This is a genomic window from Bradyrhizobium lupini (assembly GCF_040939785.1).
GTDB lineage: Bacteria > Pseudomonadota > Alphaproteobacteria > Rhizobiales > Xanthobacteraceae > Bradyrhizobium > Bradyrhizobium canariense_D.
In genome coordinates this window covers 7,463,508-7,477,890 of the sequence record NZ_CP162553.1, presented here as the reverse complement: position 1 = coordinate 7,477,890, position 14,383 = coordinate 7,463,508, and the positions used below count along the sequence as shown (strand labels likewise).

Sequence of the window (14,383 nt, the reverse complement as noted above, 5' to 3'; positions counted from 1 at the left end):
TTCTCTCCCGTTACACTGTCAGCACATGTACCAGACAGGGGGGCTTTTTGCCCCAATGTTCGTTGATCACGGAGCGGACAGCGCGTCGCACCGACTCCGCCAGCGCATCCGGGTCGCGACGGCGCGCCTTCGGCAGGCCCTCGACGGTGGAGACCACGGCGTCGAAGACGAGGTCGTCGAAGGGCTCGCCCGCTTTGTTCTTCTCGGGGATACCGACGAGTTCGACCGCGGGATCGTCGGCAAGCTCGCCCTGCTCCGTCATGGCGATGGCGACAAAGGCGCAGCCGGAGAAGGCCATGCGGCGCCGCTCGCCCACCGCGCGGGACTTGGAGTCCTCCAGAATCGTGCCGTCCTTGTAGAGACGGCCCGCAGGCACTGCCCAATGATGCCGGGATCGCCGGGGCCGAGCTTGACGAGATCGCCGTTGCGGCAGACCAGCACGCGCGGCACGCCGGCGGCACGCGCGAGCTTGGCGTGCTCATTCAGGTGCAGGGCCTCGCCATGGACGGGGATCAGGAGCTGCGGCCTGGTCCAGGCGATCATGTCGCGCAATTCGTCGCGGCGGGGATGACCGGAGACATGGACCAGCTGGTCGCGGTCGGTGATGACCTCCACGCCCTGCAAGACCAGGCCATTGATGATGGCCCCGACCGCCTTCTCGTTGCCGGGAATGGTGCGCGAGGAGAAGATGACGCTGTCGCCACGGTTGAGCGTGATCTCGGGATGGTCGTCATTGGCGATGCGCGCCAGCGCGGCACGCGGCTCGCCCTGGCTGCCGGTGCAGAGCGCCAGCACCTTGTCCTGCGGCAGATGACCGTAGACCTCGGCGGAGCGGAAACTCTGCACGCCGTCGAGATAGCCGGTCTCGCGCGCGACCTGCACCACGCGTTCCATGGCGCGGCCGACCACGACGACCTCACGGTCGGCGGCCTTCGCAGCGATGGCGACGGCCTTGAGGCGCGCGACATTGGAGGCAAAGGTCGTGACCGCGACGCGGCCCTTGGCGGCCTTGACGAGCTCGGTGATGGAGCTCGCAACCTCGGCCTCCGAGGGTGAGCGGCCGTCGCGCACGGCGTTGGTGGAATCACCGATCAGGGCGAGCAGGCCCGCATCGCCGAGCTCCCGCAGCCGCTTTTCGTCGGTCGGGCGGCCGATGATCGGGGTCGGATCGATCTTCCAGTCGCCGGTGTGCAGCACCGTGCCGACTTCGGTGTGAATCGCGAGCGCATGCGACTCCGGAATCGAATGCGCGACCGGGATGAACTCGACGTTGAACGGGCCGATATCGACGCGCCCGCCCGACGGCACCACCGTCACCGGGATCTTGGGCGCATTGCGCTCGGCGGCGCACTTGGCCTCGAACAGCGCGGCGCTGAACTGCGTCGCGTAGATCGGACATTTCAGCTTCGGCCAAAGGTCGATGATGGCGCCGAAATGATCCTCATGGGCGTGGGTCAGCACCAGCCCCATCAGATTCTTGCGTTCCTTCTCCAGGAAGCTGACGTCGGGCATGATCAGGTCGATGCCCGGCAGATGCTCCTCGTCGCCGAAGGAGACGCCGAGATCGATCGCCAGCCAGGCGCGCTGCTGGCGGTTGCCGAGGCCGTAGATCGACAAATTCATGCCGATCTCGCCGACCCCGCCGAGCGGTGCAAATACCAGTTCTTCCGGCTTCGCCATCACGCAGCTCCCACGGAGGCGGCCGTGCCGAAGAACACCTCGCCCGCGGCGACCGGCACGCGCCGGCCCTCCGCGGTGCGGACGATCAGGCAGCCGGTGTCGTCGATCGTGTCAAAAATGCCGTCCAGCGTCATCACTCCCGTGTGGATCGCGACCCGCTCGCCGAGGCCGGCGGCGCGCTCCAGCCACAATTTGCGAATTTCGGCAAAGCCACGGCCATTGTCCCAGATACCGCGGAATTCCACCCAGGCATCGGAGAGCGCCGAGAACAACTCCTCCGCACTGATCTGGACGCCGAGCGCGGCCAGCGACACCGCAGGCGTCGGCGTACCCTCGGGCGCGGCGACGACGTTGGTGCCGATGCCGACGACGATGGCAAGACGGTCGCCGATGGCTTCGGCCTCCAGGCCGATGCCGACCAGCTTCTTGCCGCCGGCCAGCACGTCGTTCGGCCATTTCAGGGCGTAGCGGGGACGGCCCTCGCCGAGGCGCAGTGCAGCCTCCAGGCTGACCTTCTCCAGGGCGGCCTCCTCGGCCAGCCCGGCCGCAAAGCCGATCGTCGCGGCGACGGAAGGGGCAACGTCCAGGACTTCGAGGACGCTGGCTGCAAGGTTGCCCTTTGGTGCGATCCAGGGGCGCTGGCGGCGGCCGCGGCCGGCGGTCTGCTCCGACGTCACGAACCACATCGGGCCGCGTTCGCCGCGCCTCGCGTGCTCGATCGCCTCGGTATTGGTCGAGCCGGTCCGTTCGAAAGCTGCGAGCTTGTAGCCCGCCGACGCCGCACGAGGACCGAGCGCGAATGCCATCCTAGAACAGCGACTTGGCGGCGGCGGAGGCGACGCTCACCACCAGGCCCGCGAACAGGGCGAACAGAATGTTGAACAGGCCCGCGACCGCCAGCACCGTCTTGACTTCGACGCGCACCGGATCGACCTGCCCGGCCGGCTCGTCGAAATACATCGTCTTGACGATGCTGAGATAGTAGTAGGCGCCGACCACGCTGGAGAGCACGCCGATCACGGCGAGCGTGAACAGGTTCGCCTTGATGGCGGCGACGAAGACGTACCATTTGGCGAAGAAGCCGGCGAGCGGCGGGATGCCGGCGAGCGAGAACAGCAGCATCGCGAACATGAAGGCGAGCAGCGGATTGGTCCGCGAGAGACCCGCGAAATCGCTGATCTGCTCGACCGGCTGGCCATCGCGTTTCATCGCCAGGATGATGGCGAAGGAGCCCAGCGTCATCGCGACATAGATCACGATGTACATCAACACGCCCTGCGCGCCCTCGACCGTGCCTGCGGCAAGGCCGACCAGGGCAAAGCCCATATGGCCGATCGAGGAATAGGCCATCAGGCGCTTGATGTTGCTCTGGCCGATCGCGGCGAACGAGCCCAGCGCCATCGAGGCGATCGACACGAACACCAGGATCTGCTGCCACTGCGAGACGATGCCCGGGAATGCGGTCAGCGTGACGCGGGTGAAGACCGCGAGCGCGGCCACTTTCGGGGCCGAGGCGAAGAAGGCCGTCACAGGCGTCGGTGCGCCCTCGTAGACGTCGGGTGTCCACATGTGGAACGGCACCGCCGAGACCTTGAAGCAGAGGCCGGCGAGCAGGAACACCAGGCCGAACACCAGGCCGACATTCGAGATCGTCGCGGCCGCCGCGATGCCGGTGAAGGCCACCGTGCCCGTGAAGCCGTAGATCAGCGAGGAGCCGTAGAGCAGCATGCCCGAGGACAGCGCGCCGAGCACGAAGTACTTCAGGCCGGCTTCGGTCGACTTGGCGTTGTCGCGGTTCGAGGCCGCGACAACGTAGAGCGCCAGCGACATCAATTCGAGGCCGAGATAAAGCGAGATCAGATCGCCGGCCGAGATCAGCACCATCATGCCGAGCGTCGAGAGCAGCACCAGGATCGCATATTCGAAGATGCGGCGCGACGGATCCGACAGGAACTCGGTCGACAGCACCAGCGTCACCGCCGAGCCGATCAGGGCCAGGATCTTCATGAAGCGGGCAAAATCATCGACGATGAAGCTGCCGCCGAAGGTCACGTGCTTGCCCGCGGGCAGCATGTATTCGAGCACGCCGACAACGATCAGGAGCAGCACCGCAAGCGTCGTGACCGTCTTGGTGGTCTCCTGCCCGCGATAGGCGCCGAGCATCAGGAGTGCCATCGCCCCGACCGCGAGCACGAGCTCGGGCAGCACCGGCGCCAGTTGATAACCTGCAGTCTCAAAGCTCATGGCGATATCCTGACCTGCCCGCTCACTGGAGCAGTGCGGCGGCCTTCACGGCCGTCACAGCGGTGTTGTAATTGTTGACGAGTTGCTGGACCGAGGCCGCCGACATGTCGAGCACCGGCTTCGGATAGATGCCGAACAGGATCGTCAGCGCGATCAGCGGGAACAGCGTCAAGCCCTCCCGGAAGGTGAGATCCTTCATGCTCGCCAGCGACGGCTTGACCAGCGCCCCGAACACGACCTTGCGGTAGAGCCACAGCGCGTAGCAGGCCGACAGGATCACGCCGAAGGTGGCGAAGAACGCGGTCGGGATCGAGACCTTGAAGGTACCGAGCAGCGTCATGAACTCGCCGACGAAGCCGGAGGTGCCGGGCAGGCCGACATTGGCCATGGTGAAGACCATGAAGGTCAGCGCGTAGAGCGGCATCCGGTTGACGAGGCCGCCATAGGCCGCGATCTCACGGGTGTGCATGCGGTCGTAGACGATGCCGACGCAGAGGAACAGCGCGCCGGAGACGATGCCGTGCGAGATCATCTGGAACACGCCGCCGGCGACACCCTGCATGGTACCGGCGAAAATGCCCATGGTGACGAAGCCCATATGCGCCACCGAGGAGTACGCAATCAGCTTCTTCATGTCCTCCTGCATCAGCGCCACCAACGAGGTGTAGATGATGGCGATGGCCGAAAGCGTGAAGACCAGCGGCGCGAAGTCGTGCGAAGCCAGCGGGAACATCGGCAGCGAAAAGCGCAGGAAGCCGTAGCCGCCCATCTTCAGAAGGATCGCGGCCAGGACCACCGAGCCTGCGGTCGGCGCCTCGACGTGGGCGTCGGGGAGCCAGGTGTGCACCGGCCACATCGGCATCTTCACCGCGAACGAGGCGAAGAAGGCGAGCCACGCCCAGGTCTGCAGCGAGCGCGGCACGGCGGTGTGCATCAGGGTCGGGATGTCGGTGGTGCCGCCGTTCCAGTACAGCGCCATGATCGCGAGCAGCATCAGCACCGAGCCGAGCAGCGTGTAGAGGAAGAACTTGAAAGATGCATAGACCCGGCGCGGACCGCCCCAGACGCCGATGATCAGGAACATCGGGATCAGGCCGCCTTCGAAGAACAGGTAGAACAGCACGAGATCGAGCGCCGAGAAGGTGCCGATCATCAGCGTTTCCAGGATCAGGAACGCCATCATGTATTCGCGGACGCGGTTGGTAATCGCCTTCCAGCTCGCGATGATGCAAAACGGCATGATGGCGGTGGTCAGGATCACCAGCGGCAACGAGATGCCGTCCACGCCCATGTGGTAGGTGATGCCGGTGGCAAGCCAGTTCGCCTTCTCGACGAACTGGAAGTCGGCGCTCGACGCATCGAACCGCATGACCAGGATCACCGACACAGCGAAGGTGATCAGCGTGGTCCACAGCGCGATCCAGCGCGAGTTGCGCCGGGCCGCCTCGTCGTCGCCACGGCTGAGATAGACGATCAGCGCGCCGACCAGCGGCAGGAACGTCGTGACGGAAAGAATTGGCCAGGTCGTCATTTACTGGCCTCCAAAGCCGAACATGAACCAGGTGATCAGGCCGGCGGCACCGATCAGCATGGCGAACGCGTAGTGGTAGAGATAGCCGGTCTGGATTTTCACGACGTTGCGGGTGACGTCCAGCACGCGGGCTGAGACGCCATCGGGGCCGAGACCGTCGATGATGAAGCCGTCACCCTTCTTCCAGAGCTGATAGCCAATCCACTTCGCCGGACGGACGAAGATGATGTCGTAGAGCTCGTCGAAGTACCATTTGTTGAGCAGGAACTTGTACAGCATTGGCTGCGTGTTCGCGAGCTCGACCGGCAGATAAGGCCGGCGGATGTAGAACAGGTATGACACCAGGAAGCCCAGCACCATCATCACCGTCGGCAGGAAGGCGATGGTCTCGGGAATGTGGTGCATCTCCTCGATGATATGCGGGTTCATCTTCACGGACTCGCGGAAGAACTCCTCGATGCCGTGACCGGCGAACAGCTCCTTGAACGGGAAGCCGGCCAGGATGGAGCCGACCGCAAGCACACCGATCGGGATCAGCATCCAGATCGGCGCTTCATGCGCGGCCTCGTAGTGGTGCTCGTCATGCGGCTCGCCGTGGAAGGTCTTGAAGATGAGGCGCCACGAGTAGAACGAGGTCAGGCCGGCCGCGACGACCGTCATCAGGAAGCCGTACATCGCGAACGGATTGTGCGAGGCGTAGGCGGACTCGATGATCGCGTCCTTGGAGAAATAGCCCGCGGTCAGCGGGAATCCCGTGAGCGCGAGCGTGCCGACCACCATCACCGCGTAGGTGTAGGGGATCTTGCGCCACAGGCCGCCCATGTTGCGGATGTCCTGCTCGTGATGCATCGCGTAGATCACCGAGCCGGAGCCCAAGAACAACAGCGCCTTGAAGAAGGCGTGCGTGAACAAATGGAACATGCCTACCGAATAGGCCCCTGCTCCCATCGCCACGAACATGTAGCCGAGCTGCGAACAGGTCGAGTAAGCGACGATGCGCTTGATGTCGTTCTGGACCAGGCCAATGGTCGCCGCGAAGAACGCCGTAGTGGCGCCGAAGAACATCACGACGGCCTGCGCGTTCGGCGCGAGTTCGAACAGCGGCGACAGGCGCGCCACCATGAAGACGCCGGCGGTGACCATGGTCGCGGCGTGGATCAGCGCCGACACCGGGGTCGGGCCTTCCATCGCGTCCGGCAGCCAGGTGTGCAGCAGGAACTGCGCCGATTTGCCCATCGCGCCCATGAACAGCAGCAGGCAGGTCAGGGTCAGCGCGTCGGCGTGCCAGCCGAGGAAGTCGATGGTCTTGCCGGTCAACCCGGGCGCAGCGTGGAAGATGGTCTCGAAATCGGTCGAGCCGGCCAGCAGGAAGATCGCGAAGATGCCGAGCGCGAAGCCGAAATCGCCGACACGGTTGACCACGAAGGCCTTGATGGCGGCGGCGTTCGCCGACGGCTTCTGGTACCAGAAACCGATCAGGAGGTAGCTTGCCAGACCCACGCCTTCCCAGCCGAAGAACAGCTGCACGAGGTTGTCGGCGGTCACCAGCATCAGCATGGCGAAGGTGAACAGCGAGAGATAGCCGAAGAAGCGCGGCCGGTTCGGATCCTCGTCCATGTAGCCGATGGAATAGAGGTGCACGAGCGAGGACACGGTGGTCACGACCACCAGCATCACGGCGGTGAGCGTGTCGACCCGCAGCGTCCAGTAGACCTGGAGATCGCCGGAGAGGATCCACGGCAGCAGCGGAATGCGCATGTCGTGGTGCATGAAGCCGACATCGACCAGCGTCATCCAGGACAGCGCCGCCGACACGAACAGCAACGCCGTGGTGATCAGCTCGGCAGCGCGCGAGCCCGCCGCGGGCGGCTCGGAGACGTGGTGGTCGTCGTGGCCATCTCCGGGTTCGTGATGAGTCTCGTGGACGACCGACGCATCCTCGTTGATCGTGTCCGACGCATGGGCGTGCGCGCCATGACCGTGATCATCGTGATGCTCGACCGTGTCGCCCGAGGGGTTGCGGGCATGCGCGCCGAACAGCGCGATCAGGCCAGCCAGAATGGCGCCCAGCAGAGGCAGGAAGACGATTGCCTGGACCATGATTTACTCTTTCCGCATGATCTGGTCGGAAAACCGGTGTCCACTTTTCCGGATCATGCGATCAGCCCTTCATCAGATTGACGTCCTCAACCGCGATCGAGCCGCGGTTGCGGAAATAGACCACCAGGATGGCGAGACCGATCGCGGCTTCAGCGGCCGCGACGGTGAGCACCAGGAGCGCGAAAACCTGCCCGACGATGTCGCCGAGGAAGGTCGAGAACGCCACGAGGTTGACGTTGACCGCGAGCAGGATCAGCTCGATCGACATCAGGATGACGATGATGTTCTTGCGGTTCAGGAAGATGCCGAGGATCCCGAGCGTGAACAGGATCGCGCCGACCGCAAGATAGTGTCCGAGCCCGATCGTCATTTCACCCACTCCGCCGCGTCAGAGTCCTGGAGCCCCTGCCCCGGCGCCACCTTGCGTATCGCCATCGCTATTTCGGGCGTGCGCGCGTTCTGAATGTTGATGTCCTGCCGCTTGACGCTCGCCTTGTGCCGCAGCGTCAGCACGATGGCGCCGATCATCGCGACCAGCAGCACCATGCCCGAGAGCTGGAAGTAGTGGATGTACTTGGTATAGAGCACCAGGCCGAGCGCCTCGGTATTGGAGACGTTGGTCGGGATCGCCGCCGTGATCGTCTTGGCGACGCCGGGGTTGATGACCCAGAAGCCGACCGTGAGCAGCAGCTCGAACAGGAAGATGCCGCCGATCACGAGGCCGACCGGGAGGTACTCGATGAAGCCCTCGCGCAGCTCGAGGAAGTCGACGTCGAGCATCATGATCACGAACAGGAACAGCACCGCGACCGCGCCGACATAGACGACGATCAGGATCATCGCCAGGAATTCGGCGCCCATCAGCACGAACAGGCCGGAGGCGTTGACGAAGGCCAGGATCAGGTACAGCACCGAGTGCACGGGATTGCGCGAGACAATCACCATCACCGCCGAGGCGACACAGACGCCGGCGAACAGATAGAAGAACAGCGCGGGAAGGATCATGCTCTCATCTCACCGGTACGGCGCGTCGAGTTCGATCGCTTTCGCGATCTCGCGTTCCCAGCGGTCGCCATTGGCGAGCAGCTTGGCCTTGTCATAGAACAGTTCCTCGCGGGTCTCGGTCGCGAACTCGAAGTTCGGACCTTCGACGATGGCGTCGACCGGACAGGCTTCCTGGCAGAGGCCGCAATAGATGCACTTCACCATGTCGATGTCGTAGCGCACGGTGCGGCGGGTGCCGTCGTTGCGGCGCGGACCGGCCTCGATGGTGATGGCCTGGGCCGGGCAAACCGCTTCGCACAGCTTGCAGGCGATGCAGCGCTCTTCTCCGTTCGGATAGCGGCGCAGCGCATGCTCGCCGCGGAAGCGCGGGGAGATCGGGCCCTTCTCGAAGGGATAGTTCAGCGTCGGCTTCGGCTGGAAGAAATAGCGCATGGCGAGGAAGAACGCCGAGACGAATTCCGACAGCAGAAGCGAGCGTGCAGTGGCGTTGATGTTGATACCCATGACGGCCCTCACTTCGGCGCGATGTCGGCGAAGTGCAGCACACCGGCCACCACGATCACCATCGCCAGCGACAACGGCAGGAACACTTTCCAGCCGAGGCGCATCAGTTGATCGTAGCGGTAGCGCGGCACGATCGCCTTGGCCATCGCGAACAGGAAGAACATGAAGAACAGTTTCAGCGAGAACCAGATGATCCCCGGCACCCAGTTGAAGGGCGGCAGGTCCACCGGCGGCAGCCAGCCTCCGAGAAACAAGATCGTCGCCATCGCGCACATCGTGGCAATCGCGACATACTCGCCGAGCATGAACAGAAGATACGGCGTCGAGCCGTACTCGACCATGAAGCCGGCGACGAGCTCGGATTCTGCTTCGACGAGGTCGAACGGCGGGCGGTTGGTTTCAGCCAGCGCCGAGACGTAGAAGATCACGAACATCGGGAACAGCGGCCAGACGTACCAGTTCAGGATGGTGAGCTGCGGCAGCCCGATCAGGCTGGCGAGGCCGCGGACATGCTGCGCCTCGACCACGGCCGAGAGGTTCAGCGTGCCGGCGCAGAGCAGCACCGTGATGATGACGAAGCCGATCGAGACCTCGTAGGACACCATCTGCGCCGCCGAGCGCAGCGCCGCGAGGAACGGATATTTCGAGTTCGACGACCAGCCGGCCATGATGATGCCGTAGATCGACAGCGACGAGATCGCGAAGATGAAGAGAACGCCGACGTTGATGTCGGAGATCACCCAGCCGAGATTGGTAGGGATCACCGCCCAGGCCGCGAGCGCGAGCACGCACGAGACCAAGGGAGCAAGAAGAAACACGCCCTTGTTGGCGCCGGACGGGATGATCGGCTCCTTCAGCACGAACTTCAGGAGGTCGGCGAAGGATTGCAGCAGGCCCCAGGGACCAACCACGTTCGGGCCGCGGCGGATCTGCACCGCCGCCCAGATCTTGCGGTCGGCGAGCAGGATGTAGGCGATCGCCACCAGCAGAACGACCAGCACCAGGACGCTCTGCGCGATCATGATGATCAGCGGCCAGAGGAACCCGGTCCAGAATGCGCTTTCGAAGAATTCCATCGGCTCACTCCGCTGCGGTCAGCATCTGCCCGGAGGCAAGCCGCGAACATTCCGCCATCACGGCGGACGCACGCGCGATTGGGTTGGTCAAATAGAAGTCCTCGACAAGCGGCTTGAACGGGGCCTTCTCCGTCGTGCCGCCCTTCCCCGCGAGCTTCTTGATCTGGTCGGCCGAGCCGGGCTCGATCTGGTCGAGACGCATCAGATGCGGCACGGCCTTGAAGATCGCCTGGCGCAGGGCCGAAAGCGAGGTCATAGCCGAGCTTCTTGCCGAGCGCCTCCGACAGCGCGCGGACAATCGCCCAGTCCTCGCGGGCCTCGCCCGGCGGGAATGCGGCGCGTCCGGTCATTTGCACGCGGCCTTCGGTGTTGACGTAGATCGCGGACTTCTCGGTATAGGCGGCTGCTGGCAGGATCACGTCGGCCCGATGGGCGCCGCGGTCGCCGTGGGTGCCGATATAGACGACGAAGGTGCCGTCCGACGGCTTGATCTCGTCGGCGCCGAGCAGGAACAGCAGATCGAGCGTCCCGAACGTCGTCATCTGCGCCGCATTCAGCCCGCCCTGACCAGCGACAAAGCCGATATCGAGAGCGCCGACGCGCGAGGCGCTCTCGTGCAGGACGCCGAAGCCGTTCCAGCCGTCCTTGAGCGCGCCGACGTCGAGTGCGAGCTTGGCCGCGGCTGCGAGAATGGCGGCGCCGTCGTGGCGCGAGGCGGCGCCAGCACCGACCAGGATGATCGGGTTCTTGGCGTTCTTCAGCACGTCCATGAAGGAGTGCTTGCCGGCCGCGAGCTCACCCAGCGTGTCGGTGCCCGCGCCGAGGTGATCATAGTCGTACGTGAGGTCGGGCTTGGCGCCGATCACGCCGACCTTGAAGCCGCCGGCGCGCCAGCGCTTGCGGATGCGGGCATTGAACACGGCCGCTTCTTTCCGCGGATTGGCGCCGATGATGAGCAGCGCATCGGCCTGCTCGACGCCGGCGAGCGTCGGATTGAAGATGTAGGAGCCGCGGCCGAGCGCGGGATCGAAGGCGTCGCCGCCCTGCACCGCCAGATTGGCCGAGCCGTATTTGGCCAGCAGATCCTTCAGCGCGAACATCTCTTCGACGCCAGCGAGGTCGCCCGCGATCGCGCCGATGCGCTTGCCGTCGGTGCGGGCCGCTTTCGCGGCGATCGCGGCAAAGGCCTCGGGCCAGTTCGCCGCGCGCAGCTTGCCGGCTTCGCGGATATAGGGCCGGTCGAGACGCTGGGTGCGCAGGCCGTCGACGACGTGACGGGTCTTGTCGGAGATCCACTCCTCGTTCACGGCCTCGTTGATGCGCGGCAGGATACGCATCACTTCGCGGCCGCGGGTGTCGACGCGGATCGCGGATCCCACGCCGTCCATCACGTCGATCGACTGGGTCTTGCCGAGCTCCCACGGGCGCGCGGCGAAAGCATAGGGCTTCGAGGTCAGCGCGCCGACCGGGCAGATGTCGACGAGATTGCCTTGCAATTCCGAGGTCAGCGCGTGCTCGAGATAGGTCGTGATCTCCATGTCCTCGCCGCGGCCGGTCGCACCCATTTCGGGGGCGCCGGCCACTTCCGCCGAGAAGCGGACGCAGCGGGTGCACTGGATGCAGCGGTTCATCGAGGTCTTGACCAACGCGCCGAGATATTTGTCCTCGACCGCGCGCTTGTTCTCGGCGAAGCGGCTGGTGTCGACACCGTAGCCCATCGCCTGGTCCTGGAGGTCGCACTCGCCGCCCTGATCGCAGATCGGGCAATCCAGCGGATGGTTGATCAGAAGGAATTCCATCACGCCTTCGCGCGCCTTCTTCACCATCGGCGAACGGGTGGAGATTTCCGGCGGCTCGCCCTTGGGGCCTGGACGGCAATCGCGCACGCCCCAGGCGCAGCTCGCGACCGGCTTCGGGCCGCCCTTCACCTCGACGAGGCACATCCGGCAATTGCCGGCGATCGACAGCCGCTCATGATAGCAGAAGCGCGGAATCTCGGCGCCGGCCGCTTCGCACGCCTGGAGCAGCGTGTATTCGGCGGGGACATCGATCTCTTTACCGTCGATGATGAGCTTGGTCATTCTCTCTACTCCGCCGCGACCATGTTCACGGGATCGCGGACGCCGATATCGTCGATGTCGGACTTGTGCGAATATTGGTCGATGCGCGCTTCGATCTCGTGACGGAAATGCGCTATCAGGCCCTGGATCGGCCACGCCGCCGCGTCGCCAAGCGCGCAGATGGTGTGGCCTTCGACCTGCTTGGTGACTTCCAGCAGCATGTCGATCTCGCGCTTGTGGGCGCGGCCTTCGGCCATGCGGGTCAAGACGCGCCACATCCAGCCGGTGCCTTCGCGGCACGGCGTGCACTGGCCGCAGCTCTCATGCTTGTAGAAATAGGAGATGCGGGCGATGGCGCGGATCAAATCGGTCGACTTGTCCATCACGATCACGGCCGCGGTGCCGAGACCCGAGCGCAGCTTGCTCAAGCTGTCGAAATCCATCGGCGTGTCGATGATCTGCTCGGCCGGCACCATGCGCACGGAGGAGCCGCCGGGGATCACGGCCTTGAGGTTGTCCCAACCACCGCGGATGCCGCCGCAATGCTTCTCGATCAGCTCACGGAACGGAATGCCCATGGCCTCTTCGACGTTGCAGGGCCGCTCGACATGGCCGGAGATGCAGAACAGCTTGGTGCCGACATTGTTCGGACGACCGATGCCGGCGAACCATGCCGCGCCACGGCGCAGGATGTCCGGCGCAACCGCGATCGACTCGACATTGTTGACGGTGGTCGGGCAGCCGTACAGGCCGACATTGGCCGGGAACGGCGGCTTCAGGCGCGGCTGGCCCTTCTTGCCTTCGAGGCTCTCGAGCAGCGCGGTTTCCTCGCCGCAGATATAGGCGCCGGCGCCGTGGGCGACGTAGATGTCGAACGGCCAGCCGTTGACGTTGTCCTTGCCGACCAGCTTGGCCTCATAGGCCTGGTCGATCGCCGCCTGGAGATGCTCGCGCTCGCGGATGAACTCGCCGCGGACATAGATGTAGCAGGCATGCGCGTTCATCGCGCAGCTCGCGATCAGGCAGCCCTCGATCAGGAGATGCGGATCGTGCCGCATGATCTCGCGATCCTTGCAAGTCCCGGGCTCGGATTCGTCGGCGTTGACGACGAGATAGCTCGGCCGGCCGTCGGTCGATTCCTTCGGCATGAACGACCATTTCAGGCCGGTCGGGAAGCCGGCGCCACCGCGGCCGCGCAGCCCCGACGCCTTCATCTCGTTGATGATCCAGTCACGGCCCTTGTCGATGATGTTCTTCGTACCATCCCAGGCGCCGCGGCGCCGCGCGCCCTCGAGCCCCCAATCGTGGAGGCCGTAGAGGTTCTTGAAGATGCGGTCCTTGTCCTCGAGCATGTCAGTGCTTTCCGATCAACGGTTGGCTTGCTTGTAGGCAAGCCCGGCGGCGCAGACGGCGAAGGTCAGCGCCCAGAGCAGACTGGATTCCAGCGACGCGTTCAGGGCGAAGCGCTGAAGCAGGAAAATGAATGTGGCCGCCACGGCGGAATGCATTGCGACGAAGCCCCACTTCTTCACAACACTGCTCCCTTCAACTGGCGGTGAGAGATCACGCATCAGGTGATTTCCTTCAGCGTTGTCGGCCCACCGGTCGGCGCCGAGAACTGGCGGCCGTTCTGCGGACCGGGCTTGGGCGGGTTGCCCGAGGCAAAGCCATCGAGCACCTTGCCGAAGCTTTCCTTGGTCAGATCCTCATATGTGTCCTTGCCGATCAGCACCATCGGCGCATTCACGCAGGCACCGAGGCACTCCACCTCCTCCCAGCTGAAATTGCCGTCCTTGGAGAGATGGAAGGGCTCGTGATGAATGCGGTGCTCGCAGACGTGGATCAGATCCTCGGCCCCGCGCAGGCGGCACGGCGTGGTGCCGCAGACCTGGACGTGGGCCTTCTTGCCGACCGGGGCGAGCTGGAACATCGTGTAGAAGGTGGCGACCTCGAGCACGCGGATATAGGGCATGTCGAGCATGTCGGCGATGACGCGGATCGCGGCTTCCGAGACCCAGCCGTCGTGCTGCTCCTGCGCCCGCCAGAGGATGGCGATGACGGCCGAAGCCTGGCGTCCGGCCGGATATTTCGCGATCTGCTGCTTGGCGAACGCGAGGTTCTCCTCCGTGAACGCAAAGCTCGCGGGCTGGACTTCCTTCGGTGCTAATCGGCGAACGGACATC

At 64.6% G+C, this 14,383-nt stretch carries 11 protein-coding genes and 2 pseudogenes; all 13 read right to left on the bottom strand.

Features of this window, described 5'->3' with window-relative positions:
- Window positions 1-10: 10 nt before the first annotated feature.
- The 13 genes and pseudogenes from AB3L03_RS36010 to nuoE all read right to left on the bottom strand — a co-directional run bounded on the left by AB3L03_RS36010 (window position 11) and on the right by nuoE (window position 14,382).
- Window positions 11-1,680 (bottom strand): annotated as a pseudogene (locus tag AB3L03_RS36010) (ribonuclease J).
- Window positions 1,680-2,486, bottom strand: a complete 807-nt coding sequence (locus AB3L03_RS36005) for a biotin--[acetyl-CoA-carboxylase] ligase (RefSeq protein ID WP_085394843.1) — start codon at window positions 2,484-2,486, stop codon at window positions 1,680-1,682. The pseudogene AB3L03_RS36010 and the gene AB3L03_RS36005 overlap by 1 nt, the downstream one beginning before the upstream one ends.
- Before the next feature lies 1 nt (window position 2,487).
- The gene (gene nuoN, locus AB3L03_RS36000) at window positions 2,488-3,924 is read right to left on the bottom strand and encodes an NADH-quinone oxidoreductase subunit NuoN (RefSeq protein WP_368507978.1); all 1,437 of its coding nucleotides are present in this window, start codon (window positions 3,922-3,924) and stop codon (window positions 2,488-2,490) included.
- Window positions 3,925-3,946: 22 nt separating this feature from the next.
- Window positions 3,947-5,455: an NADH-quinone oxidoreductase subunit M gene (locus tag AB3L03_RS35995; protein ID WP_018455082.1), complete on the bottom strand. Its 1,509-nt coding sequence runs from the start codon at window positions 5,453-5,455 to the stop codon at window positions 3,947-3,949.
- On the bottom strand, window positions 5,456-7,555 hold the full coding sequence (nuoL, locus tag AB3L03_RS35990) for an NADH-quinone oxidoreductase subunit L (protein WP_247298475.1): 2,100 nt from the start codon (window positions 7,553-7,555) through the stop codon (window positions 5,456-5,458).
- Between the two features lie 61 nt (window positions 7,556-7,616).
- Window positions 7,617-7,925, bottom strand: coding sequence for an NADH-quinone oxidoreductase subunit NuoK (nuoK, locus tag AB3L03_RS35985; protein WP_007603558.1), 309 nt, complete (start codon window positions 7,923-7,925; stop codon window positions 7,617-7,619).
- Window positions 7,922-8,560 carry an NADH-quinone oxidoreductase subunit J gene (locus AB3L03_RS35980; protein WP_018455084.1) on the bottom strand — a complete coding sequence of 213 codons (639 nt, stop codon included), beginning with the start codon at window positions 8,558-8,560 and terminating at the stop codon, window positions 7,922-7,924. The genes nuoK and AB3L03_RS35980 overlap by 4 nt, the downstream gene beginning before the upstream one ends.
- A gap of 9 nt (window positions 8,561-8,569) precedes the next feature.
- Window positions 8,570-9,058, bottom strand: coding sequence for an NADH-quinone oxidoreductase subunit NuoI (nuoI, locus tag AB3L03_RS35975; RefSeq protein WP_026232873.1), 489 nt, complete (start codon window positions 9,056-9,058; stop codon window positions 8,570-8,572).
- Between the two features lie 14 nt (window positions 9,059-9,072).
- Window positions 9,073-10,140 carry an NADH-quinone oxidoreductase subunit NuoH gene (gene nuoH, locus AB3L03_RS35970; RefSeq protein ID WP_018455085.1) on the bottom strand — a complete coding sequence of 356 codons (1,068 nt, stop codon included), beginning with the start codon at window positions 10,138-10,140 and terminating at the stop codon, window positions 9,073-9,075.
- 4 nt (window positions 10,141-10,144) lie between these two features.
- Window positions 10,145-12,221 (bottom strand): annotated as a pseudogene (gene nuoG, locus AB3L03_RS35965) (NADH-quinone oxidoreductase subunit NuoG).
- 5 nt (window positions 12,222-12,226) lie between these two features.
- Window positions 12,227-13,552 (bottom strand): NADH-quinone oxidoreductase subunit NuoF, encoded by a 1,326-nt coding sequence (gene nuoF, locus AB3L03_RS35960; protein WP_018455087.1) that lies wholly within the window; start codon window positions 13,550-13,552, stop codon window positions 12,227-12,229.
- Window positions 13,553-13,567: 15 nt separating this feature from the next.
- Window positions 13,568-13,771, bottom strand: a complete 204-nt coding sequence (locus AB3L03_RS35955) for a hypothetical protein (RefSeq protein ID WP_026232874.1) — start codon at window positions 13,769-13,771, stop codon at window positions 13,568-13,570.
- A complete protein-coding gene (nuoE, locus tag AB3L03_RS35950) occupies window positions 13,771-14,382 on the bottom strand; it encodes an NADH-quinone oxidoreductase subunit NuoE (protein WP_018455089.1) in 612 nt (203 codons plus the stop codon). Before nuoE ends, AB3L03_RS35955 begins: the two co-directional genes overlap by 1 nt.
- Window position 14,383 lies beyond the last annotated feature (1 nt).

Bases quoted from the DNA above. Each gene is read 5' to 3' on its own strand.
- nuoN (WP_368507978.1), bottom strand. From the start codon at position 3,924: ATGAGCTTTGAGACTGCAGGTTATCAACTGGCGCCGGTGCTGCCCGAG.
- AB3L03_RS35980 (WP_018455084.1), bottom strand. From the start codon at position 8,560: ATGATCCTTCCCGCGCTGTTCTTCTATCTGTTCGCCGGCGTCTGTGTC.
- AB3L03_RS36005 (WP_085394843.1), bottom strand. From the start codon at position 2,486: ATGGCATTCGCGCTCGGTCCTCGTGCGGCGTCGGCGGGCTACAAGCTC.
- AB3L03_RS35955 (WP_026232874.1), bottom strand. From the start codon at position 13,771: ATGCGTGATCTCTCACCGCCAGTTGAAGGGAGCAGTGTTGTGAAGAAG.
- nuoF (WP_018455087.1), bottom strand. From the start codon at position 13,552: ATGCTCGAGGACAAGGACCGCATCTTCAAGAACCTCTACGGCCTCCAC.
- AB3L03_RS35995 (WP_018455082.1), bottom strand. From the start codon at position 5,455: ATGACGACCTGGCCAATTCTTTCCGTCACGACGTTCCTGCCGCTGGTC.
- nuoH (WP_018455085.1), bottom strand. From the start codon at position 10,140: ATGGAATTCTTCGAAAGCGCATTCTGGACCGGGTTCCTCTGGCCGCTG.
- nuoK (WP_007603558.1), bottom strand. From the start codon at position 7,925: ATGACGATCGGGCTCGGACACTATCTTGCGGTCGGCGCGATCCTGTTC.
- nuoE (WP_018455089.1), bottom strand. From the start codon at position 14,382: ATGTCCGTTCGCCGATTAGCACCGAAGGAAGTCCAGCCCGCGAGCTTT.
- nuoL (WP_247298475.1), bottom strand. From the start codon at position 7,555: ATGGTCCAGGCAATCGTCTTCCTGCCTCTGCTGGGCGCCATTCTGGCT.